Below are 21,496 nucleotides of genomic sequence, written 5' to 3'. Positions count from 1 at the left end.
ATTATATAAATAGGTCTTGTTCGTTTTGCAAATGTAGTCCTTGGCTGAAGATATTAGCAAGAAACAGACAGAAAATTCCTAACATGAAATGAGTAAAAACCAATCCCCAGATGATACTTTCCACCTCCACGAAGAAGCTTGCCAGAACCACAATGGGTAAAGGGAAGAAAATATTATACATATAAAATCTTTTAAGCTGTGTTATATGAGCTTCTGTAAAAAGTTTCGGCTGAAAGAAAACTTTAAACACTTTCGCAGACAGCCAGAAGAAAATTCCGTACGTAATTAAAACCGTTAAAAATGAAAATATGATATATGGAGAATTGTTCTCAATATTCAGGAAAGGCTGTTCTGTGAACGGATAATTAATGTGCAGATATAGATTTTGTTTGTATGGAGTGACAGCAAAGCCCGTCAGTAAACAGAATACTGAATACACAAAAGTAAGCAGATAACCCACTGATAATACAAAGCATAAATAATAAAGAATCTTTGAAATAATTTTGATCTGATTCATGACAAAATAATTAATTGATAATGCAAATGTATAATTAATTATCGTAAAACAATAATTAATTCAAGTAAAATTTTAATTAATTAATATTTGAATTCTAAAGAAACCTGAAAAACCACAGTGTTTCTCAGGATTTTTATTTAATTTTAAGTATCAAAAAAATGTAACGATGGCTTTCAGTATACAACTAGCAGACCGAATCCGGGAATGGCTTTCCGAAATTCCTCAGATTGAGGTGGAAGAAAAGAAAATGTTCAGTGGCTTGTCATTTTTGGTCAATGGGAAAATGTGCATCAATGTAAGTCATGACAACCTGATGTGCCGTTTTAACCCTGATCTGGAGGAGGAAGTTGCCGCGAAAACAGGTTTTCTTCCCATGATCATGAAAGGAAAACAGCTTAAAGGATATTGCTATGTAGAACCTGCGGGCTTTCGTAAGGCAGAAGATTTTGAGTACTGGATTAATATTTGTCTGGATTATAATAAAACAGCTAAAGCTTCAAAGAAAAAATAAGCCATTGAATGAATGTTCAATGGCTTATTACTTTATAGTTGTTCTGTCTGATGGTATAATTTTTCCCTGATCTCCACAAGAATTTTTGTGGTTTTTTCAAGATCAGGATAATCGGGAAGAACAGAAGTACTGTGATAATGCTCAATAGATTCTATCAGATCTTCTGCTTTCTGCATTACGGCTTCATACGGTTGGTTTCCGGCTTTGATATCTAATAATTCGTCCCGGTTTTCCACGCGGATCTGCAATGATCCGGTTTTAAAAATCTGTTCGCATGATTGCAGCAAACGGATGGTATGCATCATGTTTTTGCTGTCGTAATTCTGCCCATGTTGCTGATTCACGTTATAGCGGTCTTCATTCCTTTCGGAAACCCATTTCCAGTATTCTCTGTAATCTTTACAATAGGTAGAATAGGCGTCCAGGTTGCAGAAAAGATAAGCACAGATTTCTCTTCTTTCGGAATCGAAGATACGGAAACCTGGTTGGCTTCCGCATCTCTGATAATTCCTTTATAGCTTAATGTTTCCAGCTCATCGTAGAAAAGAGCAAACATTCCTTTCGTATTGTCAATGCTTATCAATCCACATTTTTCCTGAATTTTTCCGGTTTCTGAAAGCCATTTTTTCAACGGAACAGAACCGTGATTCTGAAGAATAAAACAAAAATCAAGAATCGATTTTCTTTCTTTTGCTATCGGGTTCAGAATTTTTTTATTGAGCCCTTTTGCTTTTTTGATCTGAGAAATAGCATATCCTGCAAAAGTATCTTTACACAGTTTTGAAAGAAAATCTTCCGGTTCCAGCAAATCCATCAACGGACTTTTCTGCAAAATACAGTCTTCCGGACTTGCCAGCACTTCAAGGATATTCGGATTGTTTTTCTGCAGCAATTCTACAAATCTCCCGATTTCATAGTACGTAATATCATTCGTCTCATTGGAAATCTGCGGAATATAATTGAGCCCGAAAAATTCCTCTTTCGGCAAATAATACACTCCACGGATATCCGTATCAGAATTTTCCGTAGCCAATCCAAAAGAACGGCTTCCGGAGACGGCTTCGAAGAGGATGAGGTTTTTGTTTTTCAGGTCGTTGATTTCCATGATTTAATTTCTTAATCTATAATAATAAAAAGTTCTTTGAAAAAAAGATCCTCTACAATTTTTTAGTATAATATCTCCCTAAAAACCCTTTCCATCTCACGCTTATCCGCCTTCCCACCAGAAAGTCCTTTTGCTCCTTCCTCATTCTCCAAAACCATTTTCTCCAGTAATCTAAACAGTTCCCAGTCATTTGGGTGCTCATAAGATTCTCCTTTGGTAGCTTTTAAAGCGACAAGATTTTCTATTTTGGCTTTTGTAAAATCATCCACTAAAACCAGTAAATCACTGAATAAAACAGGCGGTACCGTTCCTTTTTCCCGTATCCATTTTCCGGTAAGGGTGGTTCTTAAACAGTAAAAATAACTTTTCAGTTTTACTTTTTCGCTTCTGCAGGCTTCAAGGTACTTTTTGCTCATGCTTAAATAATGATAAGAAACGGCTATCGGGGAAAAACAGCTGTCTGCCAAAGGTCTGAACAATTCGACAAATTTTTTATTTTCCATATAAACGATAGGAGAGTAGAACCAGCTCAATAAAGCAGCGTTCGATTTTAATAACAGATGAAAAGTTTTTTTCAGGTCCCACCCGGAGCCATCGAGATCATCTTCAGTCATAAATTCTATGGTTTCATCCTTATCCCATGGAGAAAGATACCAGTCTTTTTTGTGACGGTATATGAAACGTATGTCGTAATCACTGTCGGGCGATGCAAAACCCCAGGCCCGGCTTCCTGATTCTACAGCAAGAAGTATCTCTATATCGTGTTTTGTTTCCACTTCTTTTAATTTAGCTAATATTTTATCTTTCATGACTCTTTAATTTGATGACACAAAATAATTATAGCTCTGCGTAATCTTTTTGCGTATTTTTTTTTATTAAAGAATTTAGAATAAATAGCTATGACAATGCCGGCGATAGCAAATATCAAAAGAAGGTTAGTTTAAAAGTAAACTTTTAATAAGTTGAAAATAAAAACTGCCATTCTGAGAACGATGACTCAAAATGGCAGCTAAAAAAAAGGATATTATTATAGTCTGAAAATTTGGATAAAACTATCTTTTTCTAAAGTTTCCAGTGAAAAATCAAAGTCTGCTCCTTTCTTTTCGGAAGTGACGGTTGCCCCTAATTCTTCTACAAGTTTATTGAAAGAAACCGGCTCGTACCATTGTTGATACAGCGCACTGGTCGCCATCATAGAAACTTCTGTATTTCCGGAAACGTGCGAATGCCCGGCTCCGAAATTCAGCAATACAAAACATTGTTTTCCTTCTTTAGGAAGAAGCATTCCAAGAATCGTTTGCTTCTGGACTGAGTTGCACTTCACTTCAGCAAAAAGATGATTAGGATTCATCATATAATCGTATGAGATATGATCTCCTTTTCCAATGACGATTTTATAACCGCAATCATTTTCTCCGTAAAAAACATTATTCATGATAAGAGTCGGTGTATTAAACCTGTTACTTGCATAAAGGTATTCTACGGCACCTTTCGGAGCAGACGTCATATCCCCGGAATACATCAGCTGTCCGTTATCCTGGTTATAGGCTGCGTTCCAACCTACTTTTCCTGAAATATTCAATCCGGAAAGATCCAGATCATACGCTCCCCAGGCATCTTCCCAGTAAATACCTACCGCTAATCTTTCACCATAAAACCTCGTTCCGGTAGGGAAATTTCCCACAAACATTTTTTCAGAAGTAGGTAATCCGAATTCTACATTTTCAGGGAAATATATTTTCTTTCCGGAAAGATCGTATTTCGATTTTAAATAACTTATAATGAAATCATAGTTTTTTTGATTTACAGCTGTTGATTTTCCCTTTTGAACCCACGACTTTCCGTTTCTGATTCTGTACACAAAGGTATCCTGGCCATATATTCTTGCATGACAAGCCGATAAAGCTTTGAATAAGGCAAACGGAGTGGCATTTTCCAGCCAGTGCAGATCACCGTTTTCCAGCAATAAGTTGGTGGCATTATTCAACGGATTTGAAATTAATGGCTGATGATACACCTTCGACAGTTTGGAAATTTTATTGATGGTCTTCGGTGATTTATTTTTATAGGCTAAAAATAAAGGCTTAAACCTGTTGAAAATTTCTGCAAGCTTTTCCAGTCCGAAGCTTTCAAACAGGGAAGTGGCATCAAACTTACTCTCTTTGATCGCGTTAATAAGCTCATCATTCTTGATTAAAAGAGTGGTATCTGTCGTTTTATAAATCACATAACGGAAAAATTCAACCGGATTTTCAGGGTAAATATGATACAGGTCGGCAATTTTTACAATCGCTTCCTTGTTTCTGATGTTTTCTTTACCTGTAAATGTATATCCGAGTTCCTTATTCAGAATGTAAAGCAATTCATCGACGGTTTCTTCTTTTAAGGCAATACCCGATTTCAGTAAAGAAAGGCATTTATCCTGCATTTCTTCTTTTGTATAGCCTTTAACAACCTTAAAGGTCAACTTTAAACCTGGTACATTCAGCACTTCATCCGGAATATAAATTTCATCCTGAAAATTACTTCCATACGTGGAAATATAATGACTGATCTGCTCAAAAAACAATTCCGTTCTTGTGCTCTCTTTGATTTTCTGCCACGATTTATGAAAGGTTTTATTCAGGTCATTTCCATTCAGTTTTTCCTTTGAATAATACTGAATAATTTCTTTTTTAGCCCATATAGCATTGGGTTCAATGATAAAACCAAGCTCTGAAGCAAATGGTTTTTCATCAGACTTTCTTGCTACTACGGCATTGAATAATTTAAGTGTTTTCATTGTTTTTAAATTAAAAAATAAGTGAGGAGTAATTTTTAGCTTTATAGGAACTCCTTTTACCTATCATTTTAAAAAGGCGGGGAGTAATTTTCCAAAAATATAGGAACTCCCTATGCCCTGTCTGATAAAAAGGCGGAAAGTAAAATATGGGAAATTATAGGAACTTTCTTTGCCTTAATTTTATTAATTTTTCAGAAATTATGCTTTTCTGAATTTTTTCTTTTTCTTCCATGGAGCATTCTTCTGAACATCACCCGCCATGATACATCCGTAAGGCATCACCTCATCCAATACTTCACAAAGCCCGTATTCCTCAATTTGTGCTCTTACGTTTTTAGCACTTTTATAAGCGGTCGGAAGCTCTGAAATATCAATTTCATTCGAGAAAAAACGAACATCAAGCCCCTGGGTTTCCTCTGCAAAAATTTCTTCAATGGTTTTATGGGCTAATGATCTTTTATGCTGGCTTCTGCTGAAATTTCTTCCCGCTCCGTGAGGCGCAAAGCCAAGATTTCTTTCATTGGTTTTTCCCTGAACGATTAATACAGGTTCAGACATATTTAATGGAATTAATCTCGGTCCCGTAATATCTGGCATAAATTTATCATCCAATGGAGTTGCTCCTTTAGCATGGTAAAATAAATCCCCATCTTTGAAAACAAAATTATGCTCATTCCAATATCTGTCTTCTTTCACGGTTCCCATTTTGTTTAAAACGGCATCATGGATGGAAGTATGGTTTTCTTTAGTCCATGTTCTTATTAATTGCAACGCTTCCCAATATGATTTCCCTTCTTCCGTATCATAAGGAATCCATGCGTTTTCTCTCAAGGTTTCCGGTGAGATATCCTGTCTGAAACGGTTGGCTACTTTCATCCCTTTATCATACAAAGCAGCTCCAGGAGCTCTCGATCCGTGATGAGTAACCAGCATGGTGTTTCCCGTATTTTTAGAAACTCCTACAAAAAGGAAATGGTTTCCGTCCCCTTGTGTTCCCATATGCGAACGGGCAATGCTGATCAGCCTTTCATCATTCAGGAAGTAATTTTTTCTGAAACTTTCCATCAGTTCCTGAGACATTTCCATTTGCTCCCCTCTTGGCCTTCCGCCGTATCCGAAATGGGTAACCGAATGTGCAGTATCCAGAACTTCTTTTGGGTCAGCCTTTCCGAAGTCAGTTAGCATTACCGAACAGCAGATATCTGCGCTATGAAATCCGGGATGAATCGCATTTTTTGCAATCACCACTCCACCTACCGGAATCTGCCCTTCAGGACCTGTGGGGCAGGCATCTGGCATAATAGCTCCGCCAACCAATGTTGGGGTTTTCATCAAAACTTTCATGGTATTGATTACTTTTTCCACATTATCATTCTCACTTTCATGTTCTGCTCTGATGTTGATGATAAAGTCTTTTGGAGCTTCATGCAAAGGAATTATTTCCGGTTGCTTGAATGGTTCCAAATATTCTTTGATCTGATTTTCATCCAGATTATTTTCGTTGATATATTCAATAGCTTCCTTAAACCATTTTGCAGGTCGGTATCCAAGCTCAATCAAATTATTTCCATTAAATTCCATGTGTTCACTCATTTTGTTGATGCAAAGTAATTGTACAAGTATGCAATCTTTTTGCGCAGATAAATTTATTTTAATTATTTTTACGAAAAACTTGAAAAAAGTACTCCCCTTAAAACGAAACTGCCAAAAAAGAATAATATGATAAAATGGCTGAAACTACCATAAATAAAGGGTTTAATAGTGGTTTTGAGGCTTGTGAAGAAAAAAAACGAAATTGCCAAAAATTACTATTTGCTACCATTTTACTACCATTTTGGATTAAAAAATTACTATTATCCCAGCCCTTTCGAGGGCTTTTATTTTTATAATTACTACCGCATTACTATTCTTTGTAAATTACTGGTAATAAGCAATTTAAATATGTATTGTTTTCTTACACTATATAATAAAATTCACATGATGACTTTTATCTTTAATTTCCTCAAAAAGCCATGAAAAAAAGTTGGGGTTACAGTTGGGGTTGCATTTGGGGTTACAAAACCCGGTTTTTTAAGTCGGATTGGGGTATATATAGGGGCCCAAAAATAGGCAAAAAAGGGCATTTTTTAATTATTCGAGGGTATATAGGGACATGGGGTTTTATAATTATGATACTGATAAACAATATTTTACATTAAAGTGTGAAAATTTTCTTTTATTTTCTGTAATCTTCATCTACTTATATGTATTTATTCTGGTCTTTTCGTCTGCTTTTTCTTAATTCATCTACTAATCTTTTTAAAACAAAAGCCGTAGTCAAAAAATTCATCCTGAATTGCAATAAAAAAAGTTGGAGGTGCACTTGGAGGTGCAGTTGGAGGTGCAAACCTTGGTTTTTCAAGTAACATTCAAGTATATATAGGGGCTGAAAAACCCATCAAAAATCCCGCATTTTAATTATTCGAGTATATATAGGGACATGAGGTTTTAAATAAAGAGTATTGATAGCCAGCTGTTTAATGGTGTTTCCCCGAAATTGTTTTATATTCTAGCTAATATTACAAGAAATCTGATATTCATATTCGGTCATTTCCCCTTCCTTTACTCCCTAATTTGTTTATTTGTTATACCATCCATGATCCCTTAGTTTGTTATATAACCATTCAATATGAAACTCTAAATTTCTAAACATTCATAATCTTTACTATATAAATTACAGCACATCAGCAAATTGCAGAACACAAATAAGCAAAAAACCAGCCTATTTGCTTGCTTTATTAAAAAAGTCTAGCAATATTTGCTGGTAGAGAGGAAGTTACGCTTATTTTAATCTTTGGAATATTAGAAAAAAGATACTGGGAATGGTCAAAGATTGCGTAACAACGAATATCAAAAAGAGTTAAAAAGATTATGCCACATTATTGGGGAACTTTATTAGTCGTTACCAAAGACGAACTTATTCCAACCTACTATAGCTGTTTGGCTTCCCTTACCTCCCAAATTAGAAGGTACGCTCACCTTCCTTATGGAATTAAAAAAGTACAGCGGGGATGTTATAACAGACCGATGTTGATAGATTTTGACAGCTTACCGGAGCAGATCCGTGACAGCATTGGTGATCCGCGTAAAATGACCCATCCTCTTATCCCATTTTTTAGGTATGATCCTACTGCCGTCCGCTTTTATACTGATTACCGGTCCCCTGATGGCACACCGCTAAAAGAAAATTTCAAAGAAGAATATATTGTAAATGCCAGTGTACTGATCGCTGCGGAGAAATTAAAAACAGCACGTCTAACAGAATGGAGAAAAACAAATAAAACACACAATACCTCTCTTCGGGGATTGGCCTCACAACTATGTACAGACATTGCCACTTTCAATGAATATCTTCCCAAACTATTTAACACGCACCACAGTATCCCTTCCTCTTATAGAGGTTTTGACAGGGTATGGAAATTATTTATTGTTCCATCTGATCAAAAAGAACAAACTCATCCCGGCTCGGAACATAGCCACTTTAACTATGAAAGCCTTATTTCCGGGAAGCTGAAAAACCAGAACCGGAAAAAAGTAACTCAGGAAATGATAGACCTGTTAAATGATCTATTTGCCGGTCAGGACTATAAGCCCTCAAGAACAGAAGTAGCCGATCAATATCAGGCTTTTTTAAAAGGTGAACTCAGTATCATTAATAGAAATACCGGAGAAGAATATGATTGTATGGATTCAAACTTTAAAGAAATATCTGAAAACTCCATTATCACATGGCTTGGAAAATGGGAAAATAAAATAGGTACCTATGCACGACGCTCCGGAAACCGTCAAAAATTGATGCAGCAGTTTATCCCATGGCATAAGCTCAAAAAAATAAAAGAGGCCGGAACCCTTTTGTCCATTGATGATAGGCAACCTCCATTCATGTATGATCATAACAGGAAACGGGCGTGGTTCTATATGGGTATTGATGTAGCCTCCGAAGCCTGGACCGTATGGGTATGGGGGAAAGATAAAAAAAGAATCATTGTAGAGTTTTACCGCCAGATGGTTAGAAACTACTCAGAATGGGGCTTCAATCTCCCATTGGGACTCGAATGTGAAAGTTCCCTCAATAGCAGTTTTAAAGATACTTTCCTTAAAAACGGAGTACTATTTGACCATGTGAACATTTACAAAAACAGAGCAAGATCAAAAGTAGTAGAACGGAAATTTGAAGAGCTTAGATACCGCCATGAAAAAAGCCATTTAGGTTGGATGGCCAGACCCCATGCACTCAAAGAAGAAAACCAGAAAAGCGGCGACACAGAAGTTATTATTCCTTTCGATGCTATTATAGAACAGTCTTTACATGATATAGAAACATGGAATAATATGCCCCATTCCCTGTATCCTGATAAAACAAGGTGGGAAGTATTTTGTGAAAGGCAGAATAAAAATACCATGCCTACCCAATGGGCTGCCTTTCTTCCTTATATTGGCAGGGCAGAAATATCGAGCTGTAATGCCGGAATCGTTAAGTTCAGAAATACCACCTTTGTTCTGGGATCAGAAGGAAAAATTGCGCTTAGTGAAACTCTGATAGGTCTTATGACACGTATTGAAGGCAAGGAATTTACTATTTATTGGCTCGATGGCAATGATGGAAACGTTTTAAAAGCCATGATCTATTATGATGATATGCTGCTTTGTGATCTGGTTCCCCATCCCGAATATTCAAGATCCGTTCATGAAAGAGATAAAGATGGAGATATAAGCCGTGAACTTATGAGTGCTTATGAAAATACTGTTAATACTTTTATGAAAGAGCGAAAACAAAATATAGAAAAGGTAATGATTATAGACCACCGTAAAAAGACTCTCAATAATAAATTCCAGATTCCGGGGCTTAGAAAATATATCCCCAATAATACCACTGCCGAAGAAATACATCTGGAAACAGAAGACATAGAAAATGAAGAATATACATTTACAGGAAATACAGAATACTCGGAAACTATAGAAAACACAAAGCACGTAGAAACCATAAAAAATACAGAGTTTCCAGAAAGCACAGATTCTATAAACTCTGGTCACAGCCAAAACTCAACTTCTACATCAAGACGCTGGGATTCCAATTTTAGATAATAGAAGCTAGAATATTAGAAATCAAAAAAGAAGACGAAGAACAATAAAAAGATATGGAAATTACTACAGAATTAAAACATAATATTCGGGAAGCCATGTTAAAAGGAAAAGAAAACTTTAGCGGAGCCCACTCTGCCTATGCAAAATCATTAGGCATTGATTTCTTGGATTACTATTTAATACGGAAAGGAGAAATTGAAAAAGTGACATCGACATCCACCTGGTTTACTATTGGGAGAAAGCTTCAGGTAAGTGCTTATGATAATCTTTGGAAAACAGCCAGAACGGAAGTTTACACGCAGCTTGAAGATAATTTTCATTTCTGCCAACAAAACCAGGTCTCCATGATTCTGGTTGATGATTGTGGAATTGGAAAAACATACTGTGCTAAAATCATTATTAGCCAAATGAAAAATGCTTTTTATGTAGATGCTTCACAATCGCAATCCAAAATACGATTAATCCGCCAGCTTGCTGCCAGTTTAGGATGTGACACCACCGGAAAACATTATGAAATACTGGAAAATGTAAAATATGCGATCAATATTTTAGAAAACCCTTTCATTTGCATTGATGAAGCCGGGGATCTTGAATACACCGCTTATCTGGAACTTAAAGGAATTATCAATGCAACAGAAAGTAATTGCGCATGGTATATGATTGGGGCTGATGGACTAAGGTCAAAGATCACCAAAGGGATCAATAATCATAAAGTAGGATTTGCAGAAATATTCAGCCGTTTTTCCGATGACTTTGTAACCCTTGTTCCCAGAAACCCGGAGCAGAGAAAAGAATTTTATATAAAGCTCTTTGGAGATGTAGCTTTTGTCAATGTAGCAGATAAAAGACAAATTAATAAAATTGTTAAGAGCTGCATGGTAAAGATTGACTCACCTTATAAAACAGGCAAAGGTCAAGAAAGTGGAAGGATAAGGTCACTTAGATATTTAAAGACTATTATTAAGGTAAGAGGATAGTTAAGGTGTGAATTTTAGATTAAAATACTTCTGATAGAAAATTATTCTAAAAATATAAATTTTAGATTCTAATAATTATGCTAGTTCTTTAGTTTATTAATCAATATCTCAATTAATTTATTTTGACTGGTCATTAATTCAGTAAGATCTTGTTGACTTTTCATAACACATTCGATTAATTCCTCCGAATGCATATTGAATACAGGATTAATTACATTTCCTGCAGCATTAGCTATATAAGAATCAATGGTATTGTGTGATATAATGTTTTGAACATCATCCATTAATTCTCCTATTTCTACATCATAAATTTCAGCAATCTTAAATAAATTTTCAAGACCGGGTTTAACTTCATCACTTTCATATTTATGATATGCAGGTTGTGAAATGCCTAATTTGTCTGCTACTTCCTGTTGTGAGTATCCTTTTTTCGATCTTAATCTAGCAAGTTTTGTCCCTAAAGTTGTCATAGTTGATGAAATATTTCGCTAAAGTATAAAAAATATATTAATGTATTGATTTATGAAATTTATAACCTTAGTTATTAAACTTATAACCTTAGTTATTAAATATTAAAAGAGTCGATATTATCTTAGCCGCATACTAATCACCATAACATGAAAAAACATGATTATAATACTTTTGAGGCACTATTTCTTCTACTAAACAATATTCTCTATTTTTCGGTTTAAGAAAAAGATGAGAAGTTCTGGGCATAGCCAATTTTCAAAAAAATTAAGCTCATATTTTATAATACGACATGCTTTGTCGCCTTGTACAAATATCTTTGTAATATAGCTCTTAAACATGATAAACTTAAATTAAATTTCATTAATTAAAACTTTTAACTATTAAAAATAGTTAAATTTGCAAAATTTTACTAACTAAATTGACTATTAACCTTATAATGCGCAAATAGATGAAAAAATTCTACATGGGTGTACTTACAATGTACACATTCTTGGGTGTTTCTGCTCAAGAAGTGGCATGGCAAAAAGACATTAAATCCTCTACCCAGGATTTTTTAAGTCAAGTCACCACAACAATAGATCAGCAGTATCTAATTACAGGAAGCAGTATTCACCCTTCGGCAAGCTCAGGGACCAAGGACCAAAAACAAAACAACGGCTACGACTTCCACTTAGTAAAACTTAATCAGCAAGGAGATGAAGTCTGGGAAAAGTTCTTTGTAGGAAAAAATCATGACTTTTTATCTGCAACTGTTACCACTGAGGAAGGAGGCAGTTTATTAGCCGGGACTTCCTATTCCGGGAAGGGACTGGATAAAAAAGAGGATTCCAAAGGAGGATCTGACATTTGGCTTATAAAATTGGGAGAATTTGGAGATGAACTTTGGCAAAAGACTATTGGAAGCAATGCAGACGAAGAGGCAAGATCAGTAATTCAAACTACAGACTTAGGATTTTTTGTGGCTGGAAATGTTCAGAATTCATCAAAAGGCTATGGATCAAAAGACATTTTAATTGTAAGGCTGGATAAAAATGGGAAAGAAATCTCACAAACGGTTTTAGGAGGAAAAGGACTGGATGAAGTTGAGAAAATGATCCCAACGAAAGACGGTGGAGCTTTATTAGGAATGTATTCCAGAAGTAGTGCCACAGGATCAAAGAAAACAGAAAATTATGGGGAAGGAGATTATTGGATCGTAAAACTTAACAAGGATGGGAAAGTAGAATGGGAAAAGAATTTCGGTGGAAAAGGTGATGATCATTTAAGAACCCTTTCTTTAACATCAACAGGCTATTTAATCGGTGGAGAATCCAGATCGGAAAGATCAGGAAATAAATCGGTTGGGATCGAAGAAGGAACCGATCTTTGGCTGATCTCACTTAATGAAAGAGGCGAAGAACTCTGGCAGAAACCCTACAATTTTAAAAACAGGGATGTACTCATGGGAATGAGTGTTTTACACTCTTTGGATGATAAATCTTCAAAAGGCATCCTGCTCGGAGGATACACCCAGGCAGAAGGAAGAATAGAAAATGATGATGAAACTTTCTGGATGCTGTATCTGGACCAAAATGGTAATGAACAGTGGAGAAAACATGTGAAAGGAGAATCCAGAAAAAGGGAAGAAAGACTCTCGGATATTAAGCTTAACAGGGACGGTTCTATAATTTTAGCAGGTACAAGTGCTGAAGAACTCGGAAAAGAGAACTGGAAGATTGTAAAGCTGGGTGATAAACAGATAGACCAATTAATCGAAAAACAGGATATTAAGATTTACCCGAATCCTGTGACTGATTATGCTTATGTGGAAATAGGGTTTCCTTCGGCAGGCTCAGAACAAGGTTTCAAAGAAGCTGAGATTGTGATGTATGATATGGGTGGAAGGCAATTACAAAGTCTGAAAACAAAGAATCCGGTGACCAAGATTAATACCCAGGGACTTATTCAGGGAACTTACCTTGTGGTAGTGAAAACGGATATGAATAAAACAGCGAATGCTAAACTTATAAAGAAATAAAAACACAATGAATAAATTTATCAATTTACTTTTTAGCTCTGCAGTCATTACAGTTGCGGCGCAGGGATCAGGGCCGCAAGTAACCGGCAGTTATCCCTCTACCTTACCCAAAATACTTCCTTCCTCTCCGGAAGCTTTTAAACTAGGAAGCTATGGAAATATCCCTGTAAGTCTTTTTACAGGTACAGCGAACATAAATATTCCTTTAACAAATTACAAAGCCGGAAATCTTAGCCTTCCTGTGGCACTTAGCTACGGATCTAATGGGATTAAAATCGATGATATGAATGGTTCCACCGGACTCGGCTGGAATCTGATTACAGCTGGGGTAATTACAAGAACCATCAGGGACCTTCCTGATGAAGAAAATGTAAACATTTCTTTCCCAAATGATATTGGAACCTTGGGGGTAAGACATCCAACAGTCATGCAGTACTTTCAGGATGCATCCAATGATTTGGTCGACTCGGAGCAGGATCTATATATGGCTAATTTTAATGGAAACAGCATTAAGTTTGTATTTGACAGACGAGGAACGCCTATTGTGTATTCTCAGAAGGATGTCATCATTGAAGGACAAAGTGGAGGCAGTTCTTTTACCATCACAATGGATGATGGTATTAAATATTATTTTACAGATAAGGAAACCACAGAGAACAGGACTTTAGGTGATGGGCATTCCCTTTTATCGAGCAATACAACAGCGTGGTATCTGACCAAAATTGAAGACCCGTCCAATGGGGAACAAATTATTATTGAGAATCAGAATGCAGGATATTCTGCCACATTGAGTAATTCTCAAATGATGAGATATACCTTAGGAGCAGCACAACCCTCAGTGTGTGGCGGCTCGGCGTTTTCCCTTCCGCCTGTGGTTGGAGGACTGATTAGTCATTTACAGTCTGTGGGTGGAAAACAGGTCAAAAGAATTTATAGCAATAATCCTAACTATGGAGAAATTACGTTTGAATATACTACCTCCACAGGAAATGAAGATTATCAAAAGCTTTCCAAAGTTGTCAGAAAACTAAATTCTGTAACCATCAATGATATCAATTTTAACTATACCCTTACTGCTAATAAAAGATTGTTTTTAAACAGTATCAATGACAATATATCAAAAGCGGTTCATTCATTTGAATATACCAATCCTGAAGAGCTTCCGGTAAGGCTTTCCTTTGCCAGAGATACGGGAGGTTATTATAATGGAATATCAACCAACACCAATCTTATTCCTCAGCTTTCAATACCATCAGTATCTTACCCCGGCGCAACTCAGGGAGTAGTTCCTACTAAATCACAGGTTGGAATGCTTAAAAAAATTATTTATCCAACCAAAGGAAACTCTGAATTTTCTTATGAAAATCATACCCAAAAACAGTATAAACTTATTACTCCGGGTCAAAGCAATGGTCTTTCAATAGCAGCTGAAAGTACCGACACTGATGTGACAAATCCGAATATAACAAAGTCAGAAACTTTTACTTCCATCAAAGATGAAGAAATTATGCTTGGTGGGTCAGCATCGTTCAATGCCACAAAATGTGATCCCAGCCTACAGGTAACAGGAAAACACAGAGCGGTCGTTAAACTTACAAAACCGAGTGGGGAACTTATTCCATTCTATATTAAAAATCAAGGAGGATCCACCACTGCTATAGGAACTACATTTGTTTTGCCTTTAAATGGGAATACATTTTATGCCCAGATTCCCAAAAACTTGTTACTAAAACTCTCGATTACCACTTCTTTTGAGTGTACAAGATCATCTGTAGCAACTAACTATACGGCAGCTGAAGCCGTTTATGGTGATGTACAGACTGATATTCCGGGAGTAAGAATCAGTAAAATTATTGATAATTCGGAAAGTGGTGTTGCCACAACCCGTAAGTTCATCTATAAAGATATTGGAGAGTCATTTTCGAATGCAACAGTGGTTAGAGAACCTGTTTTTACAGAGGGATTAAACAAAACCAGAACCTGTGTTCAGGATCCGCCACCGGGAGGTACTGGGGGAGGTATTCCATGGGGAGTGGAAAGATTTACCTATTATGCTTTAACATCATCTAATATCAATCAGCTCAATGCCACGCATCCTAATCTTTTTTACAAAACCGTGCAGGAAGTTATTGATGGTAAATCAACCATTGTTCATCAATATTCCATAGAATCTGATTATTTCGGGCAAATTTTACGGGGAGCAGATATAAAATCAGCACCTTGGACGAACTTTGGCTGGAGCAACGGGAATGAGATTCTTACCAAATATCTGGACAATGGAAATAATCTTGTAAGAACAGTGGAGATGAATTATGAAGAAGACACCACGAGAAAAACTCAGGTTGATGGTTTTGCCATCAGGAAAAATTATGATGTTCCGGTATCAATGAATGTTACACAGACCTGTACTGCTGAAAATATTAATGCAACATATGAACAAACTTACTGTACTACCAATCATAATCATTTCAGGAAATCTGCGGATGGCTATAAAAACTGCTATACACCAGGAGCTAATAATGTAACGTTACTTTACAAACATCAATGCTATGGTAAAAATATTGGTGATGTTATTGCTTTTGATGATCAGTTGGATAATCTGGATATTGTACAGTACAAAAACGTTTCCTACTTCAACTATTTAAAATCACAGAAATCAACAGATTATTTAGGCGGGGAGGCTGTAAAAACCGAGACCCAGTATTTTTATAACAACCCGCTCCACCATCAGCTTACAAGCCAGAAAACTATTCAGCCTGATGCGTCATTTAATGAAGCTGCCTACAAATATGCTCATGAAAAAGGAAATCAATTAATGCTCGATAAAAACATGATTGCTGTTCCCTTGGAGACTACAACTACGCAGACTGTAGGCAGTACGGTTAAAACTTTGTCAAAAACAGAAACGTTATATCCAACGGCATTACCGACTACTCAAACAGGGAGTTTACTGCTTCCATTATCTCAAAAATCCTATGATAAATTAAATAGTGCTGCCTCTACGGATATTACTTACGATAAGTATGATTCTAAAGGCAATATTTTGCAGTATACCACCAAAGACGGTATGCCGGTAGCCATTGTCTGGGGTTATAACAATACCCAGCCTATTGCCAAAGTAGAAGGCGCAACTTATACTCAGTTAGAGAGTTTAGGGATTGTCCCAGCCATAGTAACTGCATCCGATTCGGATGCTACTACCCCGGCTAATGAACCTGCACTTATTACAGCACTCGATAATTTCAGGAAGAATACCGGTCTTTCGGCTTATCAGGTTACCACTTTCACTTATGATCCGTTAATTGGGGTAACAAGTATTACCCCACCTACAGGAATCCGTGAGGTGTATACTTATGACACGGCAAACAGGCTTAAGGAAGTAAAAATAAGGGAAAAAGACAGTACCGGAAGCTATGTCTTTAAAAAAGTGAAAGAGTATAATTACAACTACAAACAATAGCCACACAAATAATGAAAAGATATTTAATAACAAAAACGATTACTATATTCAGTCTGGCCATTGCCTGCATATCGTATGGACAAACCAGTACGGAAAATTATATACAGTCGAAAACCTGCTTAAGCGGGGATTGTACTAAGAAATCCGAAACCATTACCTATTTTGACGGACTCGGAAGGGCTAAGCAGATTATAGCCGTTAAGGTAACTCCTACAGGGAAAGACATGGTTACTCCTGTTATCTATGACGGATTTGGAAGACAGGTAAAAGACATACTACCCGTTCCTGTAGCTACGCAGAATTCATTGATCCACACCGCCATAACCGATGAAAACACCGCCAATACCTATTATGGGGTAAGCAATGCCTACAGTGAAAAGGAACTTGAAAAATCACCATTAGACAGGATTCTTTCACAGGCAAACCCAGGGGATGAATGGAAGATGAGTTCCGGACATATTCAAAAATTTAAGTATGAGACCAATGCAGCGAGTGAGGTTAAAAAGTTTGTCACCACAACTACGATTAATACTGTAAGTGGTGTTTCCAATACAATCTCAGCTTTATCAATCCCTGCAGGAAGTGCCGGATTATATGCAGCCGGTATCTTATATAAAAATACCATAACGGATGAAGACGGCAGCCCTGTGATTCAATTTAAAAACGGTCGTGGGCAAACCCTTCTGATTCGTAAAACTGATGGAACACAAAATTTAGATACTTATTATGTGTATAATGAATACAACCAGCAAGCATTTGTGATTCCGCCCCAAGCGGTAAAGAAAATTGAACAGAATAACAATACTGTTACTGCTACCATTCTAAATGAATTGTGTTATCAATATAAATACGACGGACAAGACAGATTGGTAGAAAAAAAGCTTCCGGGTAAAGATTGGGAATTTTTTGTGTATGATAAACAAGACAGACTGGTTTTTGTGCAGGATGGTGTTTTACGAACCCTTAATAATACCTTTAATACGAAAGGTTGGCTTTTTACCAAATATGATGAGTTTGGAAGAGTGGCTTATACAGGATTCTTTTCAAATACTGCAACAAGACAGGTATTGCAAAATGTTTTAAACAATCTGGCAGCTAATCCTTATAATAATGAAAAAAGAAGTAGTACTCCGTTTAACTTGTTGGGTGTAGATATTTATTATGATAACAAAGGTTATCCTACGACCAACATGAAGCTTCTGACAACTAATTATTATGATACTTATCCTCCGGACGCCTTATCGATTCCTGCAACTGTTTTAGGCCAGTACACACTTGCTCAGAATTTGGGAAGCAGTGATGATGCATCTACCAAAAGTTTGCTGACGGCTTCCTATATTAAAAATATTGAAGATGACCAGTGGACCAGAACCTATCAGTATTATGACTCCAAAGGAAGGGTAATTGCCACTAAATCGACCAATCATTTAGGCGGTTATACCAATAAAGACCTGAAGCTTAATTTTACAGGCTTGGTAGATGAAGCCTATACCTATCATGCAAAAACACGGGTTTCTCCTGAAGTTGTAGTAAAAGAGCATTTTACTTATGACGACCAGGGCAGAATGCAGAAACATTTCCATCAGGTAGATAGCAATTCCGAGGAATTATTGGCAGAAAACTCTTACAATGAGCTTTCACAATTGATCAATAAAAAAGTAGGATCTGTTTCGGGCTCAGCTCCTTTGCAGAGTATCGATTACAACTATAATATCCGGGGCTGGCTGTCGGAAATCAATAAAAGTCAGATGGCTGTATCTAATCTGGGTGGAAAATTATTCGCCTACAAAATTAAATATACGAGCCGTGATGGTGTAGAAAATCCGGATGCAGTACAGTTTCCGGGTAAAAATGTAGCACCGAAATACAATGGGAATATCGCCGAGGTAGATTGGCGGGCTGTACAGACTCTGGGAGATTATCCTTCATTGACACCGAAAAGGTATGGTTATTCCTATGATAAATCCGACAGGCTTACTGCAGGATACTATCAGAACCCGAATAACCCGAACAGCAAAGAAAATACAGAATCACTGACTTATGATCCAAACGGAAATATAACAAACCTTTACAGGACCTCTGTTATAGAAAACGGAAACACCATAGCCACTGTCATTGATAATCTGGTCTATGATTACCAGGGTAACCAGGCCATTAAAATCAAAGATAACAGTGGAAACAGTACAGGTTATGAAGGAACAGTAGGCTCTGCAATTGAATATGACCTGAACGGGAATATGAAAAATATGGCTGACAAACAGATCACAGGAATCGGCTATAATTACTTAAACCTCCCTAATACAATTGCCATCAATTTCGGACAGGTAACCTCAGATATTGCCACCAAATACAGGGCAGATGGTATAAAAGTAAGAAAAGAAAATACCAAAACCTCAATAGGGATTGCAGGAACCACCATCACAAAAGAAGTTACCGATTATTTAGATGGCTTCCAGTATTATGGTAAAGCCACTTCGGGCCCGGGCACAGGTGATCCCGGTACCAGTTCCTTGGCAACGGATGTATCAGAAAGAGCATTTGAGGTACAGGCTTTTACCCCAGATTCTTTTTTAGGTGAAGCGGTAACCGGTTTAAAAGACCCTGAACTTCAGTTTTTTCCAACTGCAGAAGGTTTTTATGATTATCAAAAAAATCAATATATTTATCAGTACAAAGACCACTTGGGAAATACGAGAGTAAGTTTCGCAAGAAACAGCGCAGGAGCTCTTGAAATTGTAGACAGCAATGATTATTACCCTTTCGGAATGAACCACCTGAAAACAGGTAGTGCGTATTTTGCTCAGAGTAGTTATAAGAATTATAAGTACAATGGAAAAGAACTACAGGAAACGGGGATGTACGACTACGGAGCAAGGTTGTATATGGCTGATGTTGGTAGATGGGGTGTGATTGATGAAAAAGCAGAAAAATATGTTCAATTTTCTGCGTATAATTATGCAGCAAATGATCCAATACGTTTTATTGACCCGGACGGAAAAGATATTATTATTTCTTTAGGTATTTATGATAAATGGGGAGCAGAACAAAAAGTAAAATATATGGATGGTAAAATATATGGACAAGATGGTAAGGGAGGATGGTCTACTACGGAATATGAAGGGGATACTTCTAAGGTTACGGGAATTATAAAAAGTTTAAACAAACTCAAAGAAAATTCTGCAGGTAAATCAGAGCTCATTGATTTCTTTTCAAAAAAAGGTAATGATGTAAAAATAATGCTTGGAAAAGATAATGCTTATTTAGTTGGACTCGGGACAGTTCATATTACTGACCAACCCGTTTCAATGCTTACTACAGAAGGATTGAAAGATGCTGATCCCTATTTAGTGCTTGGGCATGAGTTAGGACATGCTAAATCAGATGCAATTAAACAAAAAGGTAAAGATGATACTTGGTATCAAACACCCAGTGGAAAAAATATGACAGTCGACGAAATAAAAGCTTCTCATATAGAAAATAAAATTAGGCAAGTGGATGGTGTCCCTCTTAGAACACAATATAACCCTTATAGAGAAGACACATCTCTTTTAACACCTGATAATAAAAAAAATCTGCATATTAATAAAGCAGAAGATTATCCTACAAATCAACCAATTACAACAGATAATTATGAATACTAAAAGAATTCTATTAACATTTATTTTACTTACAGCATTTAGTTGCAAAATGAAAAGTCAATGTGATATTTATACAAAAATGATAAGTGAAAATATGAAAAATGATTATTCCATTTTTCTAAAGAAACAGAAAGTTAATAAAGCAAAAGATGAAGACCTTAATGAATTATCTGCTTATTATTCTAAATTTAATGATTGTAATAGGAAACAAATCTTATTTGACTTCCCCAAAGATTCCATTTTTGTAATGGAAGAAACCATTGAGGATGATTATTCAGGGACATTCAATAATTTGACAAGCTTGTATAGAAAAGATGAAGTTACAATACTTAATACATTAAATACAATTGTAAAAACTCAAAAAGTAGATAGAGATTATATTTTGAACAATAAATATAACGATGGAGATACATATAAATATATTTTACAACTAAAACAAAATAAATTATCGGGTCCTAAAACCTCAAATTGTATTGCAATGAAGGATAGGACTTACATTTCATTAATTATTGATAAAAAAGTAAAAAAAATCTATAGAGTTTGTTCCGGAGAACTCATAGAACTATGAGAAGTTCAGGAAAAGGTCAAACAAAAACCACACTTTATAAAATGTTTAATAATGGGTATATGATTGATTTTGGAGTTGCTACCTTTGTTAGGACACGATTCTTATACTCTTTAACTTTAATGTTATGAAAAAAGTTAGAAAAAATTACAGTTTAGAGTTTAAGATTGGGGCAGTTTCATTAAGTGAGCAAAGCGGCAATGTATCATCGGTAGCTCAAGAATTGGGGATTTGCAAAGAAAGTCTAGTCAATTGGAGAAAACTTCACAGAGAAGGCAAACTTACTAAAGAAAAGCAAATTTCCTCTGATCCCATAAGAGAAGAACTAC

Annotated in this window: 13 protein-coding genes and 1 pseudogene; 8 read left to right on the top strand and 6 right to left on the bottom strand. The window is 36.2% G+C overall.

Annotation, left to right across the window (positions count from 1 at the left end):
- Position 1 precedes the first annotated feature (1 nt).
- A complete protein-coding gene (locus tag AB8P06_RS14630) occupies positions 2–517 on the bottom strand; it encodes a DUF2975 domain-containing protein (RefSeq protein ID WP_369842852.1) in 516 nt (171 codons plus the stop codon).
- Between the two features lie 166 nt (positions 518–683).
- Here AB8P06_RS14630 and AB8P06_RS14625 point away from each other — a divergent pair, with 166 nt between their 5' ends.
- A complete protein-coding gene (locus AB8P06_RS14625) occupies positions 684–1,028 on the top strand; it encodes a TfoX/Sxy family protein (RefSeq protein ID WP_369842851.1) in 345 nt (114 codons plus the stop codon).
- Positions 1,029–1,060: 32 nt separating this feature from the next.
- Here the strand turns inward: AB8P06_RS14625 and AB8P06_RS14620 are convergent.
- The 4 genes and pseudogenes from AB8P06_RS14620 to AB8P06_RS14605 form a co-directional block, all read right to left on the bottom strand.
- A pseudogene (locus tag AB8P06_RS14620) lies at positions 1,061–2,133 on the bottom strand (nucleotidyltransferase domain-containing protein).
- 62 nt (positions 2,134–2,195) lie between these two features.
- Entirely contained in the window at positions 2,196–2,942 is a 747-nt protein-coding gene (locus tag AB8P06_RS14615) for a nucleotidyltransferase domain-containing protein (RefSeq protein ID WP_369842850.1), read from the bottom strand.
- A gap of 218 nt (positions 2,943–3,160) precedes the next feature.
- Positions 3,161–4,915 (bottom strand): hypothetical protein, encoded by a 1,755-nt coding sequence (locus AB8P06_RS14610; RefSeq protein ID WP_369842849.1) that lies wholly within the window; start codon positions 4,913–4,915, stop codon positions 3,161–3,163.
- Between the two features lie 198 nt (positions 4,916–5,113).
- A complete protein-coding gene (locus AB8P06_RS14605) occupies positions 5,114–6,496 on the bottom strand; it encodes an RtcB family protein (protein ID WP_369842847.1) in 1,383 nt (460 codons plus the stop codon).
- Between the two features lie 1,329 nt (positions 6,497–7,825).
- Here AB8P06_RS14605 and AB8P06_RS14600 point away from each other — a divergent pair.
- Together AB8P06_RS14600 and AB8P06_RS14595 are read left to right on the top strand one after the other, a co-directional pair.
- A complete protein-coding gene (locus tag AB8P06_RS14600; protein WP_369842845.1) occupies positions 7,826–10,039 on the top strand; it encodes a hypothetical protein in 2,214 nt (737 codons plus the stop codon).
- A gap of 53 nt (positions 10,040–10,092) precedes the next feature.
- A complete protein-coding gene (locus AB8P06_RS14595; RefSeq protein ID WP_369842843.1) occupies positions 10,093–11,016 on the top strand; it encodes an AAA family ATPase in 924 nt (307 codons plus the stop codon).
- Between the two features lie 80 nt (positions 11,017–11,096).
- On the opposite strand, the gene AB8P06_RS14590 is transcribed toward AB8P06_RS14595, so the two are convergent.
- The gene (locus AB8P06_RS14590) at positions 11,097–11,486 is read right to left on the bottom strand and encodes a helix-turn-helix domain-containing protein (protein ID WP_369842841.1); all 390 of its coding nucleotides are present in this window, start codon (positions 11,484–11,486) and stop codon (positions 11,097–11,099) included.
- Positions 11,487–11,935: 449 nt separating this feature from the next.
- Between AB8P06_RS14590 and AB8P06_RS14585 the strand changes: the two genes are divergently transcribed.
- The 5 genes from AB8P06_RS14585 to AB8P06_RS14565 form a co-directional block, all read left to right on the top strand.
- The gene (locus AB8P06_RS14585) at positions 11,936–13,504 is read left to right on the top strand and encodes a T9SS type A sorting domain-containing protein (RefSeq protein WP_369842839.1); all 1,569 of its coding nucleotides are present in this window, start codon (positions 11,936–11,938) and stop codon (positions 13,502–13,504) included.
- Positions 13,505–13,511: 7 nt separating this feature from the next.
- On the top strand, positions 13,512–16,964 hold the full coding sequence (locus AB8P06_RS14580; RefSeq protein ID WP_369842838.1) for a hypothetical protein: 3,453 nt from the start codon (positions 13,512–13,514) through the stop codon (positions 16,962–16,964).
- Between the two features lie 11 nt (positions 16,965–16,975).
- The gene (locus AB8P06_RS14575; RefSeq protein WP_369842837.1) at positions 16,976–20,605 is read left to right on the top strand and encodes a DUF6443 domain-containing protein; all 3,630 of its coding nucleotides are present in this window, start codon (positions 16,976–16,978) and stop codon (positions 20,603–20,605) included.
- The gene (locus tag AB8P06_RS14570; protein ID WP_369842835.1) at positions 20,595–21,170 is read left to right on the top strand and encodes a hypothetical protein; all 576 of its coding nucleotides are present in this window, start codon (positions 20,595–20,597) and stop codon (positions 21,168–21,170) included. Before AB8P06_RS14575 ends, AB8P06_RS14570 begins: the two co-directional genes overlap by 11 nt.
- Before the next feature lie 124 nt (positions 21,171–21,294).
- Positions 21,295–21,496: transposase (locus tag AB8P06_RS14565; RefSeq protein WP_369842833.1), on the top strand; the 202-nt coding region annotated here is incomplete at its 3' end.

It is taken from the genome of Chryseobacterium tongliaonense, from assembly GCF_041224435.1.
GTDB classification, from domain to species: Bacteria; Bacteroidota; Bacteroidia; order Flavobacteriales; family Weeksellaceae; genus Chryseobacterium; species Chryseobacterium tongliaoense.
Note: the sequence above shows the minus strand (reverse complement) of the source record. Positions and strands in the feature narration are given on the sequence as shown.

Bases quoted from the DNA above. Each gene is read 5' to 3' on its own strand.
- AB8P06_RS14630 (WP_369842852.1), bottom strand. From the start codon at position 517: ATGAATCAGATCAAAATTATTTCAAAGATTCTTTATTATTTATGCTTT.
- AB8P06_RS14590 (WP_369842841.1), bottom strand. From the start codon at position 11,486: ATGACAACTTTAGGGACAAAACTTGCTAGATTAAGATCGAAAAAAGGA.
- AB8P06_RS14585 (WP_369842839.1), top strand. From the start codon at position 11,936: ATGAAAAAATTCTACATGGGTGTACTTACAATGTACACATTCTTGGGT.
- AB8P06_RS14610 (WP_369842849.1), bottom strand. From the start codon at position 4,915: ATGAAAACACTTAAATTATTCAATGCCGTAGTAGCAAGAAAGTCTGAT.
- AB8P06_RS14600 (WP_369842845.1), top strand. From the start codon at position 7,826: ATGCCACATTATTGGGGAACTTTATTAGTCGTTACCAAAGACGAACTT.
- AB8P06_RS14605 (WP_369842847.1), bottom strand. From the start codon at position 6,496: ATGGAATTTAATGGAAATAATTTGATTGAGCTTGGATACCGACCTGCA.
- AB8P06_RS14570 (WP_369842835.1), top strand. From the start codon at position 20,595: ATGAATACTAAAAGAATTCTATTAACATTTATTTTACTTACAGCATTT.
- AB8P06_RS14625 (WP_369842851.1), top strand. From the start codon at position 684: ATGGCTTTCAGTATACAACTAGCAGACCGAATCCGGGAATGGCTTTCC.
- AB8P06_RS14575 (WP_369842837.1), top strand. From the start codon at position 16,976: ATGAAAAGATATTTAATAACAAAAACGATTACTATATTCAGTCTGGCC.
- AB8P06_RS14580 (WP_369842838.1), top strand. From the start codon at position 13,512: ATGAATAAATTTATCAATTTACTTTTTAGCTCTGCAGTCATTACAGTT.
- AB8P06_RS14615 (WP_369842850.1), bottom strand. From the start codon at position 2,942: ATGAAAGATAAAATATTAGCTAAATTAAAAGAAGTGGAAACAAAACAC.
- AB8P06_RS14595 (WP_369842843.1), top strand. From the start codon at position 10,093: ATGGAAATTACTACAGAATTAAAACATAATATTCGGGAAGCCATGTTA.